The following is a 15,758-nucleotide window of genomic DNA, read 5'->3' on the forward strand; positions in this document are numbered from 1 at the left end:
ATGCGAGTTATTGTTTATGGTAGCCTGAGGCGCAAACAAGGTAATCATCACTGGATGACCGATGCCCAACTGTTAGGAGAACACAAGTTAGAAGGTTATGAGATTTATGACCTTGGGCATTATCCCGCTGTTATCCGTGGTGAAGGAACAATCGAATGTGAAGTATACCGCATTACGCCATCTATACTGACAGAGCTGGATGAGTTGAAAAAGAACTCTCAGGAATATCAAAGGGAACTGATCGAAACACCTTATGGTAAGGCGTGGATTTATCTTTATAAATTGCCTGTAGAAGGATTGAGTCGGATAACAAGTGGTGACTGGTTGAAACGCTACGGAGAAGAATAAAGAACAGCGATCCACTGCTTATATCATTTTTTAATAAAAGTGAGCGTCAAAAAAACCTCTGCGTCCATGAAGGGGCAGAGGTTTTTTACAATCAAAACCCGCTGTTAATCGTTAAGTTTATTTTTTGGCAGCGCGTTCGAAAGAAGACATAATTTCAGCTTTAGCAGCTTCGACATTGTCCCAACCGTCTACTTTAACCCACTTGCCTTTTTCTAGATCTTTGTAATGTTCAAAGAAGTGGGTGATTTGCGCACGTAACAGTTCTGGCAGATCGTTCACATCTTTGATGTGATCGTATTCTTTGCTCAATTTGGTATGAGGAACAGCAACCAGTTTTGCATCTTCACCAGATTCATCGGTCATTTTCAGAACACCGACCGGGCGGCAGCGGATGACAGAACCCGGCTGCAATGGATATGGTGTTGGAACCAGTACATCAACAGGGTCACCGTCAAGGGACAGGGTATTATTGATGTAGCCGTAGTTGCATGGGTAGAACATAGCTGTTGACATGAAGCGGTCTACAAACAGAGCGCCAGATTCTTTGTCTACTTCATATTTAATAGGATCTGCGTTAGCTGGGATCTCAATGATGACATAGATATCTTCTGGTAGTTCTTTACCCGCCGGTACGTTGTTCAGGCTCATAAAAGGTTTCCTTCAATTTAAAACCAAAATGGAGTGTGGGGTATTATAGACAAAACAGGCTTAAAGTCCTCTGGTTTTTCGGCTGAGATCGCGACGGATAAGCAAGGTTACAGGCAGTTTTGTAGCACAGCCCCAATGATTATTGAAGCTGTGCGTGATATTAATGGCGAGTGAAGCAACTTACTTTAATTTACACACCAGATTTAATTTGGCATCCTCTTTGAGTGCACCTTTTTCTTCTATTTTCCCGGTCTTATAGTTGTATACTAAGTAAGGTGCGTTATCAGCGTCTGATTCTTTGATCCGTATGTAAGGCGTAGTGTTATTTGAATAGAAGAACCCAAATCTTGGAAACTTTTCTACAGGGAATTCACGAGAGTATGAATTGCCTCCACCTACATCTCCAATTCCAATATCATCCATTGTTACTGTTGTTGACTTACGAACTTGATCAAGGCTTTCACAAGATTTATTGAGTTCGTTATGAGGAACACCCGCAGAAACCCTCCAGTCAGGGGTGAAGAAATACCTGTGGGGATTGAATTTATAATAATGCTCTGACAGCTTGCCCGTATCGGGTTCTGTTAAACGAACAGTCACTGTTACCGGCCCAGGGTTGAAAGTGTTTCTGAAAAAGAATGTAGGGGTGTATATCATGCCATTATCATTATCAAATACAATCCCGTTATCTGGTGTGGATGTTTTAATGTCAAATTTACCCTCTGGAAATTCATCGATATTGAGTAACTTACCATCATTTCTTACTAGGTAAAAATACAGCATGTTAGTCCAGGTAAACGGTTTTTCTTGCTCGCTAACATCCTTGTACGAATCTGTAGGCTGATGTATTGATGATTCGAATGTGTATATTCGTAACTTTGCTTCCTGAGATTGAGGATCGAAATTGACAGGAGCAGACGCGAGCGTTTCGCCAGAACTTAATTTAACAGTGCCCATGATATCTTTAATACCATATGGACTGTACATTTCAGGCACTCCTTTTTTCTCTGCTCTTGTTAAATAAGCCGTCACATAACCGTTGGAGTCTGTAGTCCAGGCAGCTTGACCGGGTATGTTAATGACCACAAAATCTTCTGGCAGATGGTTTTCTGATCCTTTCCATTTTGTAGCCCAGGTCATGTCTTCAATACTTTGACTTTTAATGGGTTCTTTTTTGTCCTTATCAATGACTTTTACCTTAAGGGCATATCCGTTTCTGTCAGTAATACCTGGCAATGAATCGTAATATTTGGTTGTGATATCTCCTGTTAATGTCGCGCCTAAGTCTTGAGATGTTGGTGCCACGAAATCGAACGATTCAGAGTAGTTTCTCGTTTTTCCACCATTGACTGAGAATCCAATCCTCACACCTTTCATAGCTTGGGTACTTGTGATGCGCACTGCGATTTGACCTTGCGGATCGGTGACATATTGCCCAGAAGTTTCCTGTGGCTTAATAGACAACCCTTTCTGCTCCAGACCTGCAGGCTCTGTGAACCATTTAAGGTCCGGGATGGGTTGCTGATTATAGGGGGTTCCACGCTCATTATGTATGACTAGATTAATAGTCTGTGGCTTATTATTCCCTAATGCTATGTAAGGCGGGTTACCCTCCAGGTTTATACTTTTGATACCAATACTCTTGGAATCATCGACAAAGCTAACGGGTTTAAATGCGTATTCTTTGCCTCCATTAATGCTGAGTTTCACAATGACATCTTTCAGCTCTTCGGTACTTTTAAGCGTTGCAATCAGTTGGCTTTGATCATTTGTGGTCGTGCTGGGCGTGAAAACAACATTACCACTATTGTGACCTGTTATTCCTGAATTCCATGTAGCTTCTATCTTTTGATTTTTCAGGGGATTATTGTTCTCATCCAAGATAGTGGCTTTAAAGGTATAAATATTATTTTCATCAAGAATTGAAAGTGGGCCTTCAGGTTCAACCTTTGGATCTGAAATATTGAATTTGGAGGCAACATCGATAAAAGTGATAGGCTTGTCACCTTTTATCTCCACTTTTGGCATACCCGCTATTTCCAGATAAACCTTGGTATTTTTATCGAGGGTTGCGGTACTTGCCAGAGTTGCGATGAGCTGGCCTTGTTGATTGAGTGCACCTGATGTATCCCATTCCAGTTTTGCATTCGCAGTAGGGGGATCGAGGGTCCATTTTACATTTGGAATAGTCACGTCCTTAAGAGGTGCATTATTTGTATTGCCGTAAGTGATCGTTGCAGCCAGATTGTAGGCGGGTTTCCCATCGGTAATCGCAGGGCCGTCTCCAATGGGTTTGATGCTCTGGTCTTTAATGACAAATGGCTCAACAGTCAGGTTTGTTTGGGCTTTTTTGACACTGCTGCCGTCTTCTGTTTCGACGGTGGCAGACAGGGTATAGCTGTTCCCTCCTTGAATATTATATTTCGGCAGGGTTACGTCAGCGTAATTACTATCAGAGTATGCGATAACTCCCCCATTTTCCCCGAATTCTTTGTTAGCTGTCCAGATAGTCGGTTTTAAGGGTTTGTTGGCAGTGATTTTCGCACTTATCCGAACCGGCTGAGTACTGTATCCGCTTAAGTCATTGGGTAAGTTAATGGATAATTCTGATATTTTCCTGTAGTCCAGAACGATATTGTTATTTCTTTGCACCAAATCATAACGGCCGCCTGTCAATGTGCGCAGGGAAGCAACGCTATGAGGTGAAATCTGCATAGCAAAGGGGATTCCAAAGCGATAATTCAGATTCGCCAGAAAAAGCGTTTCGCTGTTTCCTTTCGTACCTAGCTTATAATCGACTCCCATAGTAATCAGTGGAATGGGGGTGTAATTCAGACCAAACCGGGTGAGACTGGGATTTTTCTGTTTGGTATCTCGATTGAACAGGGCGACGTTATCACCGAAGTATTGCTCGTAACTCAACTTACCACCAAGATTAGGGTAAGAGGGAAGGAAAAATTCGCTATTGAGATCAAACCCGTTGGCAGGTCGCTCTTCGTAGCCTTGCTCTTTCGGTGACTGGTGCCATTGGCTCAAGCGCCAGTAAGTATTTGCTGAGAGTTTGAGATAATCTGTCCAAGCTTCTGCGCCTAAACCTAATCGTTGATTGCTCCCCGTGATTTCATGATCATAAAAGGAATTTAATCCATACATCCAATGAGTCGGGGTGAAATAGCGCCCACCAAACCCTAAATTTACCGTATGGCGGTTATCTTTATTGCGATAACCTAATTGGGAGAACAGCAGCCAGTCCGTTTTATTGTCGTAGAACGGTAGCAGCAGATCCAAAGAGCCGTTATCCAGTTTTCCCTTTCTATCAAGGGAAAAATTAATTTTGGCTGTCCCAAATTGGGACAACCATTTTTGAGTTTCAGTTGATATCGAATTATTTATTTTCCCCAACGCGTAGGATTTAGCCTGTTCTGTGAGTTCAGAGGGGGAAGAGGATAGCAACTGTCCAATGTGTTGAATATTTTGGGTGATAGTCCCTACATCGGCATTTTCGTCATGATTATTGGCTTTATTCTCATTATCAAATCTATTTTCTTTTTGGGTTTTCTCTGAGAATTTCCTTTCTGTTTTAGTCTCATGATGTTCTTTATCTGTCGAAAATGCACTTGCCGAAATAAAAGGTAAAGAAAGAGAATATATAAGAACAGAAAGTCGGATAATTTTATGATTAATATACGAGTCCATATAGGAGTTCCTTATAAAATATGGGCTGTTGCCAGCACTTTAAGCATTGTGTCTTTGATGTGGAAAAGTTGAATTTTGTTGGAATTAACTGTCTGTTTAATAAAAAGCAATATTCTCTGTCTTTACATACATTAGGAAATTTCTTGTTACATTGCGTAATGAGAAATTGTTATCACTTGATAACAAAAAATAATGACTTTTATATTGAATTGATTTTTTCCAATAAAAACCGTGAGCTTCAATAAGCATAGAAGCAGATAGCAAGCTGCATCATTAATATGGGGGTATTAACTTTTTATTTTAAGGAGAAGGAAATATTAACGCTTACTGAGAACAGGCTCTGAGTTTGATAAATGAGTTTGTGGTTTGGAAGGGACTGGAATATTTAAAGAGGTGGAAAACCACCCCTTAAATTCATTAATGAATAAAACTACTTATTCATCAGGAAACTCAGCCATGAAACTTTCAGCTTTCTCTACCATTGACTTTGTACCGACAAAGAAAGGGACACGTTGGTGCAGTTTATTTGGCTCGATATCCAGAATGCGGTTCGCGCCATCACTCGCTTTGCCACCGGCCTGTTCTGCCAAAAACGCGATCGGATTGCATTCGTACAGTAGACGTAATTTTCCTGTTGGATGGCTTGCCGTGCTTGGATAAATATAGATTCCGCCTTTCAGCAGGTTGCGATGGAAATCCGCGACCAGAGAACCGATATAACGGGTAGTATAAGGGCGTTGAGTGGCTTCATCCTGCTCCTGGCAATATTTGATGTACTTTTTCACTCCCATCGGGAATTTGATGTAGTTTCCTTCATTGATGGAATACATATTGCCTTTCTCTGGAAATTGGACTTTTTCGTGGGTTAGGCAGAAAACACCAAGAGAAGGATCGTAAGTAAAAGTGTGAACGCCACAACCTGTAGTGTAAACCAACATTGTGGATGAACCATAAACCACATAACCCGCTGCAACTTGACGATTTCCCGGTTGCAGGAAATCCTCTTCAGTGACAGGTTGCCCAATCGGAGTAATTCGATGGTAAATTGAGAAAATAGTCCCGACGGAAACGTTTACATCAATATTCGAAGAACCATCCAGTGGATCCATCAAAACAACATACTTCGCGTTTTCTGCGCGGTCGCCATCAAAAATAACGATCTCGTCTTCTTCTTCGGAAGCAATACCTGCAACTTCGCCGCGTGCTTTGAGGGCTGCCTTAAGTTTTTCGTTGGCGTACAGGTCCAGTTTCATCTGAACTTCACCCTGAACGTTGGATACGCCACTAGTACCTAAAATATCCACCAGCCCTGCTTTGTTGATATCCCTGTGAATGATTTTGGCACCTAACTTGATGGCAGACAGTAGTGCAGTCAGTTCACCTGTAGCATGAGGAAAGTCTTGCTGTTTTTCGACGATGAATTCGCCTAATGTTTTCATGACAAAGGCCTTGAATTTGATTGTGGTTTTAGGAAGCGTGCTTCACTTTTGTGTCGCACTCATGCGCGGGCAGTTTAGCTAAAGAATCCAATGATTCATAGGCTATTGCATTTCTAATCTCAGTTTAGATGGTTAGAATAGTGATACAGTTCATGATATTGGGTAGAAATAAATGCGTATTCATATTCTTGGCATCTGCGGTACTTTCATGGGAGGGTTGGCTATCCTTGCTCGTTCACTGGGCCATGAAGTCACAGGATCCGATGCAAATGTATATCCACCAATGAGCACTTTGCTGGAAAAGCAGGGTATTGAGCTGATTCAAGGATACGATCCTGCGCAGCTCGATCCTGTGCCAGATATAGTGATCATTGGTAATGCGATGACACGCGGTAACTCCTGTGTGGAAGCCGTGTTGGATCGTGGCATTCCTTATACCTCTGGCCCGCAATGGCTGCATGATTATGTATTGCCGGAACGTTGGGTATTGGCTGTCGCTGGAACCCATGGCAAAACAACAACGGCGGGTATGCTGGCATGGATCTTGGAAGCATGTGGTTATAAGCCGGGATTTTTGATCGGTGGCGTACCGGGTAATTTTGATGTTTCAGCACAAATCGGTGAAAGCCCATTTTTCGTGATTGAAGCAGATGAATATGACAGCGCCTTTTTTGATAAACGTTCAAAATTTGTGCATTACAGCCCTCGCACATTGATCATGAACAACCTTGAATTTGATCATGCTGATATTTTCGAAAATCTGGCCGCCATTCAAAAACAATTCCATCATCTTGTCAGAGTGGTTCCGAGCACGGGTAAGATCATTGTTCCCGATAATGACATTAACCTGAAACAGGTACTCTCAATGGGGTATTGGAGTGAGTTAGAGCAGCTTGGTGAAACCGGAAACTGGCAGGCGAAAAAAGTCAGTCAGGATAGCAGCCATTACCAAGTATTCCATCATGGCGAATGGGTTGGTGAAGTGAACTGGTCATTGGTTGGCGAGCACAATATGTATAATGGATTGATTGCGATTGCAGCCGCCCATCATGTTGGCGTTCAACCTGTGGATGCTTGTCAGGCTCTGGGCGAATTTATTAATGCCCGTCGCCGCCTTGAACTGCGTGGAGAAGTCAATCAGATCTCGGTTTATGATGATTTTGCGCATCATCCAACGGCTATCTTAGCCACACTGGAAGCACTGCGAAGTAAAGTGGGCGGAATGGCACGGATCCTTGCCGTATTGGAACCTCGGTCGAATACCATGAAAATGGGGACGAGTAAAAATGATATCGCTCCTTCCATGGGACGCGCCGATGAAGTTTTTCTTTATCAACCCGTCAACATTCCATGGCAGGTGGTTGAAATTGCTGAACAGTGTATTCAACCCGCTCGTTGGAGCGCTGACATTGATGTTTTGGTTAGGATGATTGTTGAAACGGCGCAGCCGGGCGATCACATCCTGATTATGAGCAACGGTGGATTCGGTGGTATCCATGAGAAATTGCTGGCTGAATTAGCGAAGAAAGCAAACGTCGCCTAATCGGGTAGTTCATTGGCGTAAGAGGATCGCACCTGCTGGACGATCCTCTTTTAGTCTGTATTGATATTCGCTGGTTTTATAAGTATGTGACAGTACCAGATTAGAGTTCCTGGTCAAACAGGTTGAGGATGGCTTCATAGAGCTGTTTTGTCGTGAAGTTTTGTGCTGGTGTGGAGAAAATAGTGTCATCTCCCGCAATACTGCCAAGAATACCTTCTGCTTTACCCAATGAATCTAGCAGGCGTGCAATTAACTGTGCTGCCCCCGGGCTGGTACGTATGACGACAATGCTATGGTTATAATCGACATCCAATACCAGATTTTTTAATGGGCTGGTGGCTGTGGGAACCCCCAGTTCTGCCGGCAAACAGTAGACCATTTCCATTTTTGCATTACGGGTTCTGACAGCGCCAAATTTCGTCAGCATTCTGGAAACTTTAGATTGGTTGATATTTTCAAACCCCTCGTCCTGAAGTGCTGCAACAATTTCACCTTGAGAGCTGAATTTTTCCTCTTTCAATAATGCCTTGAAAGCTTTTACCAAATCTTCCTGTTTCGAAGGAACACGCATATTTCACCATCGTCGAATCCGTTATGAAGCAGACATTATGCGAAAGAGTGAATTTTTATTCAAGAAAGAGACGAAAAAACCCAAATATCGAGCATAATTGAATATTCTCTCCTATAACCATATTAATTGTCTGTCTATTAATGATTTCATTTTTACTGATTTTTCCCACCTATTAAGCTTAGTAAATGTATTGTTAATTAAATTGTATTTTTCATGTGGAAGGGAAGTGTAAGAAGATCAAGCAGACTATTAATCATATTACTGGAATAATTCTCAAAATAGTGTCCGTTATCTCATTAACAGATAAGCCTTTTGTCTAGAATAAAGCAACTTTGGTGTTCCATCATAAGGCCATTAGGTAGATAATCTGGCTGTTAACAGATTGTTTTTAGAACGTAGTGATGAATGGGATTGAGGGTTTGCTTTGCCATCATTTTGTCACTGTAGTGATGTGTAGTGATGATAGAAAAATGAAGCACTCTCTTGACCAAACAGGTTTAAGTTTTTTTACAGCACTTATTTAAGGAGTATCAGGATGAAAGTTGCAGTTCTCGGTGCAGCCGGTGGTATTGGTCAGGCACTTGCCCTTCTACTCAAGACCCAACTTCCTTCAGGTTCAGAACTTTCCTTGTATGACATTGCTCCGGTGACCCCAGGTGTGGCAGCCGATCTGAGCCATATCCCAACGGAAGTCAAAGTCACTGGTTTTGCTGGTGAAGATGCAACCCCTGCTTTGGTAGGCGCAGATGTGGTATTGATTTCTGCGGGTGTGGCACGTAAGCCTGGTATGGATCGTTCCGATCTGTTTAATATCAATGCTGGGATCATTCGTAATCTGGTTCAACAGATTGCTAAAACTGCGCCAAAAGCATTAATCGGAATTATCACTAACCCGGTTAATACCACTGTGGCGATCGCGGCTGAGGTTCTGAAAAAAGAAGGTGTCTACGATAAAAATCGCCTGTTCGGTGTGACAACACTGGATGTTATCCGCTCCAATACTTTTGTTGCTGAACTGAAAGGCAAAAAAGCAGAAGAACTGGAAGTTCCGGTTATTGGTGGGCACTCAGGCGTAACTATTCTGCCACTGTTGTCTCAAATTCCAGGTGTTAGCTTCACTGATGAAGAAATTGAAGCATTGACCAAACGTATCCAGAACGCAGGCACTGAAGTGGTTGAGGCGAAAGCAGGTGGCGGATCGGCTACTCTGTCCATGGGACAGGCAGCGGCACGTTTAGGGCTTTCTCTGATCCGTGGTCTGCAAGGCGAAAGCAATGTTATCGAATACAGCTATGTCGAAGGTGACGGTCAATATGCTCGTTTCTTTGCTCAGCCTGTTCGCTTGGGTAAAAATGGTATCGAAGAACATTTAGATATTGGCAAGTTGAGTGCTTTCGAACAGAAGTCATTAGATAACATGCTGGATGTTTTGAATAAAGATATTGAGTTAGGCGAACAATTTATTAATAGTTGATTTATTTAATTCGTAATTTATTAATATACGAATTAAGTTAAATATATTAGATAACTAAAACCGCTAGTTCGAAAATAACTAGCGGTTTTTCTTTGGATAATTAAATTGATAGCTAATTATTCTTTTTATCTCTGACTTTTCTTTCTAATAGTTCTCCCGTATGTGGATCGAAATAGCGGCTTGGCCATATTTCAGACGGATGTAATTCTAAATAATTCGCTATTATCCATTCTCCCTTGGGCCATGGGCGAGAAAGTGTATTCGCCAAAGTTGATGAGCTCAGACCCGCTTCACGAGAAACTGCTGCTAGCGTCGTTCCACGTTTACGTAAAGCAGCAATAATATCAGCAGGATGCCAATCAGATTTCATAGAAATCATTTTTTTAATCCTTTCCTATTAAATTTGAAGCCACATTAGTGGTATAACTAAAGCGTTAGTGTGAAATTAATAACGAACACGAATCTGTTATTAAGAAAATAAAATAACATTATTTTTTCTAAAAATATTTCTAATTTTTTCTTAATAACTTCTTTTTTGAACTTGGTTACAAAAATAGAGAAACATTATGAAAAAAGAGTGGTATACGGCAATGGAGTTGACCGGTGTAGGCGAGTTACCTAGATCACCACAAGGAGTTAATGCCAGAGCAAAACGTGAAGAATGGTTGAGGCAAAAACGAACAGGTGTTCAAGGACGGGCGATTGAATACCATTATTCTTGTTTCCCTGAATCAACCTTGGAGGCCTTGGAACTTCATGAAACATCAGCGGAATATCAGATTCAGAAGCAAGATCCTTTATCCATTTGGGTAAGTGCATTTAATTTACTCACCGAGGAAGAAAAGGAGGTAATTACCGAAGTGATATTACGAGATGGCATAAGAAGTTTTTTGGAAAAAATCACAGCTACTTGAGGCAGCTTTTGAAAAGCCAAATGTTTAAAATTTGGCTTTCTCTTCACTGCTCCGGTACAAAGCGAGGAGAAAGAGATGAAAAAAGAATGGTATTCTGCAAAGGAACTCATCGGCCTCGCAGGGCTGCCATCGTCTCCCCAAGGAGTCAACCTGATGGCAAGACGCGAGGGTTGGGAGCAACGCCGTAAGCGTGGAGTGCAGGGAAAGGCGCTTGAATATAATGTCAACAGCTTGCCAGAAGAAGTTCTGAATGTACTGACTGTCAGTGAGAATTCGGTCGAATATTACCGAAATAAACGACAGGACCCGTTTATGATTTGGGTAGAAGCTTATTATCAGCTAACCAAGTCAGAAAGGGAAAGAATAGTTAAATTTATTTTGAGAAAAGGGCTAGCCAGCCTCGTCCAATACGCAATCATTCAAGATATTGATAATAAAGACAGTATCCCGGATTGAACAATCCGGGATACTGGTTGATTTAAGCTCAGGAAAGTCGTTGTACTGCGACATGGGCTAAACCCATCAGGGCCGCCTTGTATGGAGTGTCTTCCAGTATTTGCAACGCTGAAATTGCCTTATCCGCTTCTTCCTCCGCCCGTTGGCGGGTGTATTTGAGTGAACCACACTGTTTCATTGTTGCCAGTACAGTATCCAGCAAATGGCGGCCATTGCCTTGTTCAATGGCGCTGCGTATCAGTGCTGATTGTTCGGGCGTTCCATGGTTCATGGCGTGCAGAAGCGGCAATGTTGGTTTGCCTTCGTTCAGGTCGTCCCCTGTGTTCTTACCGAGCGTGTTGTTATCAGAATCGTAATCCAGAAGATCATCAATGAGCTGAAACGCAGTACCAAGATAACGGCCATAATCACGCAATGCGATTTCTTGCTCCGGGGTTGCATTGGCAAGAATGGCTGCTGAATGAGCAGCAACTTCAAACAGGCGGGCCGTTTTACTGTAGATAACGCGCATATAATCATCTTCGGAAATATCTGGATCGTTGCAGTTCATCAACTGCATAACTTCACCCTCAGCAATCACATTGGTGGCATCAGACATCAGTTTCAATACACGCATCGAATCAAGATCGGTCATCATCTGAAATGAGCGCGTATAGATGAAATCACCCACAAGGACACTGGCTGCATTGCCGTAAATGGCGTTGGCTGTTGCTTTGCCGCGTCGCATGTCAGATTCATCAACGACATCATCATGTAACAAGGTTGCGGTATGAATAAACTCAATTAAAGCGGCAACGGTGATGTGCTTCTCATCTTCGCAATGAAGTGCCTTGCCTGCCAGCACTGCGATCATCGGTCGAATGCGTTTGCCACCACCGCTGATAATGTAGTAACCAAGTTGGTTGATCAGCGCAACGTCAGAGCTTAATTGGTTAAGAATGGTTTCATTAACCGCTGCCATGTCATCAGCGGTAAGTTTTATTATCGATTCTAAATTCATGTTTTGGCTTTGGACTCTGATTCAGAGCTGTGCTCATTAATTAGCATATCAATAGATATCAAGATACATCGATTGTACTTGAAAAACCGTTCAAATAAATGACAATCGAAAAACTCCGTTTTTTTCTCATCTGTTCTAATTCTGCACTTGTCTTCCAAGCGGTTTTTGCGTAGAATTCGCGCCCTATTGTGAATATTTTATAGCGCGCTCTGGAAAGAATTTTAGGGGGTGCGCGGAAAGCGGAGTTTATATGTACGCAGTTTTCCAAAGTGGTGGTAAACAACACCGAGTAAGCGAAGGCCAAACAATTCGCTTGGAAAAGCTGGACATCGCAACAGGTGAAACTGTTGAGTTTGACCAGGTGCTGATGGTCGTGAATGGTGAAGACATCAAAATCGGCGCTCCAGTAGTTGAAGGCGTTAAAATTAAAGCTGAAGTTGTTACTCACGGTCGTGGCGAGAAAATTAAAATCGTTAAGTTTCGTCGTCGTAAACACAGCCGTAAGCAACAGGGCCACCGTCAGTGGTTCACCGATGTTAAAATCACTGGCATCGCTTAAGATTTTAGGAGAGCAGATTAATGGCACACAAAAAGGCTGGCGGCTCGACTCGTAACGGTCGCGATTCTGAAAGCAAACGTCTGGGTGTAAAACGTTTTGGTGGTGAGTCTGTTTTGGCAGGCAGCATCATCGTTCGTCAACGTGGTACTAAGTTCCATGCAGGCAACAACGTAGGTTGTGGCCGTGACCACACCCTGTTCGCATTAGCTGACGGGAAAGTTAAATTCGAAGTTAAAGGTCCAAAAAACCGTAAATTTATCAGCATCGAAGCTGAATAAGTTTTTTGAATCTTAATCGAATCGGAAGCCCTGCAATGTGTGTTGCGGGGCTTTTTATATTCTGGATTACGCCATCTCTGGGTACTAGCTGCCATCCAGCTTTACAGTGGCTATCCTACGGAGAAAAATGATGAAATTTGTAGATGAAGCCAGGATACTGGTTGTAGCGGGAGATGGTGGCAATGGTTGCGTCAGCTTCCGTCGTGAGAAATATATTCCAAAAGGTGGGCCGGACGGCGGTGACGGCGGTGACGGCGGTGACGTTTATCTGCTGGCAGATGAAAACCTCAATACGCTGATTGACTACCGTTTTGAAAAATCCTTCCGCGCTGAACGTGGTCAAAATGGACAAAGCCGAGATTGTACGGGTAAACGTGGTCAGGATATTACCATCAAGGTTCCTGTCGGAACCCGCGTGCGTGACATTGCCACAGGTGAAGTACTTGGGGACATGCTGCGCCATGAACAGAGTTTTATGGTCGCAAAAGGCGGTTTCCACGGGCTTGGTAACACCCGCTTTAAATCCTCTGTGAACCGTGCGCCTCGTCAAAGAACGATGGGAACACCGGGTGAAAGCCGTGAACTGATGCTGGAGCTGATGCTGTTGGCTGATGTGGGCATGCTGGGGATGCCAAATGCAGGTAAATCCACCTTTATTCGTGCCGTTTCGGCAGCTAAACCCAAAGTAGCTGATTATCCATTTACAACACTGGTGCCAAGCCTTGGCGTTGTGCGCATGGATAACGAACAAAGCTTTGTGGTAGCAGATATTCCGGGTTTGATTGAAGGTGCATCAGAAGGTGCCGGTTTAGGCATTCGCTTCCTGAAGCATCTGGAACGTTGCCGCGTATTGCTGCACTTGATTGATCTCTGTCCGATCGATGAGTCTGATCCGGTTGAAAATGCGCGTATCATCATCAAAGAGCTGCATAAGTACAGTGAAAAACTGGCAGAAAAACCGCGCTGGTTGGTATTCAACAAGGTTGATCTGACGGATCCAGAAGACGCTAAACAGCGGGCTAAAGCCATTGCTGATGAGCTTGGTTGGGAAGGTGATTATTACATGATCTCAGCCGTGAACCGTCAGGGTGTGAAAGAGCTTTGTTGGGATATTATGGAATTTATGAAAACCCAACCCCGTAGCTTAGAAGCGTCGGAAGAATCCCAACCTGAAAAAGTTGAATTCATGTGGGATGACTACCACAAAGAACAGTTACAGCAGTCATCATCTGATGATGATTGGGATGATGACTGGGACGAAGAAGACGACGAAGGTATAGAGTTTATCTATAAACGCTAGTCTTCATATCTGAAGTTCGAACATGACAAAAGGGCGCGAAAAACAGCGCCCTTTTTCGTTTGATCAATGACTCAGGTATAACGATTTATATAAATGATTTTCAAAACGTGCTAATGGAATACGGCGAGTTCGTTGGTTGTCGGGAGAAACGGAGTAAGCAGAAATAAATTGGACGAAAGCGATTTGCTGCCCACTGGCGGCGGTCATGAATCCTGCCAGATTATAAACCCCCTGCAATGAGCCTGTTTTTGCAAATACCTTACCATCCAGCCCTGCTTCATGCAGACCGGGACGATAAGCCAGAGTACCATCATACCCAGATTTAGGAAGCATGGAGATGAAATCCAATTCATTATCGTGTTGGGCAATAAATTGTAAGATCTCCATCATGGTTGCAGGCGTAATTAAATTATGGCGAGAAAGGCCGGAACCATCCACCATGACAGTATTACCTAAATCAATGCCGGCTTTTTGTTTCAAAATCTGACGAACTGCGTCAGAGCCAGAATGCCATGTTCCCGGAACGTTAAAATAGCGATGGCCAAGGGTACGGAAGAGGGCATCAGCAATCATGTTATCTGACTTTTTCAACATGATTGAAAGCATGCTGTGTAATGGTACTGATTGGTTCAGGGCGAGAATTTTTTCTGGCTGTTGAGGGATCGATTGGCGTCGTATAGCACCGTTCAACTCAATACCGGCAATACGCAGTTCATTTTTCAGAATCGCACCGGCATAACTTGCACCATTTTGAACGGCGAATGCCAATGGGAGCGGCTCATCACGTTGAGTCAGGCAGCCGGTAAGAGTATATCGATTTAGGTCACCTGATGTGACATCCAGTTCACAGTATTTTGCTTCTGGCGAGCCTTTGGCTAATGTCTTTACTTCACTGAAAACATTAACAGGGTAAAAAGAGGGGATACGGACAAATGCCAGTCCGCCGGGTTGCTCTGAACTGTAAAGTGAAACTGAAAAACAGTTTTTATCCACAATTGCAGCGGATGGGGGGGAACTGAAACACTGGGTCATATCATTCCATACCCAGCCGGGCGCTTTATCGTGGCTGGCGAAAATGGAAACATCTATGATGAGGTCGCCATTAATCTGTTTGATACCTGATTGTTTTAATGTTTCGACCATGTTACGCAGTTGCGAGCGCGTTAGCATCGGGTCGCCTACAAAACGGGCTGTCAGATTACCTTCTAAGATGCCATTCGAGATACTGGCATCACTTTCCAGTGTGGTGATAAAACGGTAATCCTTACCAAGCTGTAGCAGGGCTGCCAACGCCGTCACAATTTTTTGTGTACTTGCCGGTAATGCCATTTGTTGCCCGTGATAATCAACTAATGGCGTTTTTGAGCTGACTTTTTGGGCAATAAATGAGAAATGAGTTCCCATCGGCAAATACTGAGAGTTTTCCTCAATTGAAGAAGCATTTGCACTGAAAACACTCAGGCTCAAGCTGAGCATACAAGCTATTCTGCTGGTAATTTTTAAAAGAGCCATAGATCTCGCATATGAAGGTG

Annotated in this window: 15 protein-coding genes; 8 read left to right on the forward strand and 7 right to left on the reverse strand. The window is 43.1% G+C overall.

What is annotated here, in order from left to right:
* Complete coding sequence (locus tag Xenpb_RS04395) at positions 1-348, forward strand: gamma-glutamylcyclotransferase (RefSeq protein WP_187653248.1); 348 nt, start codon at positions 1-3, stop codon at positions 346-348.
* Positions 349-465: 117 nt separating this feature from the next.
* Here the strand turns inward: Xenpb_RS04395 and ppa are convergent, their stop codons facing one another.
* The 3 genes from ppa to fbp form a co-directional block, all read right to left on the reverse strand.
* Entirely contained in the window at positions 466-996 is a 531-nt protein-coding gene (gene ppa, locus Xenpb_RS04400; RefSeq protein ID WP_047962404.1) for an inorganic diphosphatase, read from the reverse strand.
* Between the two features lie 180 nt (positions 997-1,176).
* Positions 1,177-4,692, reverse strand: a complete 3,516-nt coding sequence (locus Xenpb_RS04405) for an inverse autotransporter beta domain-containing protein (protein ID WP_187653249.1) — start codon at positions 4,690-4,692, stop codon at positions 1,177-1,179.
* A gap of 434 nt (positions 4,693-5,126) precedes the next feature.
* On the reverse strand, positions 5,127-6,131 hold the full coding sequence (fbp, locus tag Xenpb_RS04410) for a class 1 fructose-bisphosphatase (RefSeq protein ID WP_187653250.1): 1,005 nt from the start codon (positions 6,129-6,131) through the stop codon (positions 5,127-5,129).
* A 172-nt stretch (positions 6,132-6,303) separates the two neighbouring features.
* Here fbp and mpl point away from each other — a divergent pair, with 172 nt between their 5' ends.
* Positions 6,304-7,674: a UDP-N-acetylmuramate:L-alanyl-gamma-D-glutamyl-meso-diaminopimelate ligase gene (gene mpl / locus Xenpb_RS04415; protein WP_187653251.1), complete on the forward strand. Its 1,371-nt coding sequence runs from the start codon at positions 6,304-6,306 to the stop codon at positions 7,672-7,674.
* 100 nt (positions 7,675-7,774) lie between these two features.
* Here mpl and argR read toward each other — a convergent pair whose 3' ends face one another.
* On the reverse strand, positions 7,775-8,245 hold the full coding sequence (gene argR / locus Xenpb_RS04420) for a transcriptional regulator ArgR (protein WP_099112673.1): 471 nt from the start codon (positions 8,243-8,245) through the stop codon (positions 7,775-7,777).
* A gap of 535 nt (positions 8,246-8,780) precedes the next feature.
* On the opposite strand from argR, the gene mdh reads away from it, so the two are divergent.
* Positions 8,781-9,719 carry a malate dehydrogenase gene (gene mdh, locus Xenpb_RS04425; protein ID WP_187653252.1) on the forward strand — a complete coding sequence of 313 codons (939 nt, stop codon included), beginning with the start codon at positions 8,781-8,783 and terminating at the stop codon, positions 9,717-9,719.
* Positions 9,720-9,831: 112 nt separating this feature from the next.
* Here the strand turns inward: mdh and Xenpb_RS04430 are convergent, their stop codons facing one another.
* Complete coding sequence (locus Xenpb_RS04430; protein ID WP_099112671.1) at positions 9,832-10,098, reverse strand: helix-turn-helix transcriptional regulator; 267 nt, start codon at positions 10,096-10,098, stop codon at positions 9,832-9,834.
* Positions 10,099-10,285: 187 nt separating this feature from the next.
* On the opposite strand from Xenpb_RS04430, the gene Xenpb_RS04435 reads away from it, so the two are divergent.
* Complete coding sequence (locus Xenpb_RS04435; protein WP_187653253.1) at positions 10,286-10,633, forward strand: DNA-binding protein; 348 nt, start codon at positions 10,286-10,288, stop codon at positions 10,631-10,633.
* 75 nt (positions 10,634-10,708) lie between these two features.
* Positions 10,709-11,089: a DNA-binding protein gene (locus Xenpb_RS04440; RefSeq protein WP_187653254.1), complete on the forward strand. Its 381-nt coding sequence runs from the start codon at positions 10,709-10,711 to the stop codon at positions 11,087-11,089.
* 28 nt (positions 11,090-11,117) lie between these two features.
* Here Xenpb_RS04440 and ispB read toward each other — a convergent pair whose 3' ends face one another.
* Positions 11,118-12,089 (reverse strand): octaprenyl diphosphate synthase, encoded by a 972-nt coding sequence (ispB, locus tag Xenpb_RS04445; protein ID WP_187653255.1) that lies wholly within the window; start codon positions 12,087-12,089, stop codon positions 11,118-11,120.
* A 250-nt stretch (positions 12,090-12,339) separates the two neighbouring features.
* Between ispB and rplU the strand changes: the two genes are divergently transcribed.
* The 3 genes from rplU to cgtA all read left to right on the forward strand — a co-directional run bounded on the left by rplU (position 12,340) and on the right by cgtA (position 14,226).
* Positions 12,340-12,648 carry a 50S ribosomal protein L21 gene (rplU, locus tag Xenpb_RS04450; protein ID WP_047962395.1) on the forward strand — a complete coding sequence of 103 codons (309 nt, stop codon included), beginning with the start codon at positions 12,340-12,342 and terminating at the stop codon, positions 12,646-12,648.
* 20 nt (positions 12,649-12,668) lie between these two features.
* Positions 12,669-12,926, forward strand: coding sequence for a 50S ribosomal protein L27 (gene rpmA, locus Xenpb_RS04455; protein WP_011148617.1), 258 nt, complete (start codon positions 12,669-12,671; stop codon positions 12,924-12,926).
* A gap of 130 nt (positions 12,927-13,056) precedes the next feature.
* A complete protein-coding gene (cgtA, locus tag Xenpb_RS04460; RefSeq protein WP_187653315.1) occupies positions 13,057-14,226 on the forward strand; it encodes an Obg family GTPase CgtA in 1,170 nt (389 codons plus the stop codon).
* A gap of 63 nt (positions 14,227-14,289) precedes the next feature.
* Here cgtA and dacB read toward each other — a convergent pair whose 3' ends face one another.
* Positions 14,290-15,738: a serine-type D-Ala-D-Ala carboxypeptidase gene (dacB, locus tag Xenpb_RS04465; RefSeq protein WP_187653256.1), complete on the reverse strand. Its 1,449-nt coding sequence runs from the start codon at positions 15,736-15,738 to the stop codon at positions 14,290-14,292.
* Between the last annotated feature and the right edge of the window lie 20 nt (positions 15,739-15,758).

It is taken from the genome of Xenorhabdus sp. PB62.4 (assembly GCF_014467285.1).
In the GTDB taxonomy this organism is placed as follows: domain Bacteria; phylum Pseudomonadota; class Gammaproteobacteria; order Enterobacterales; family Enterobacteriaceae; genus Xenorhabdus.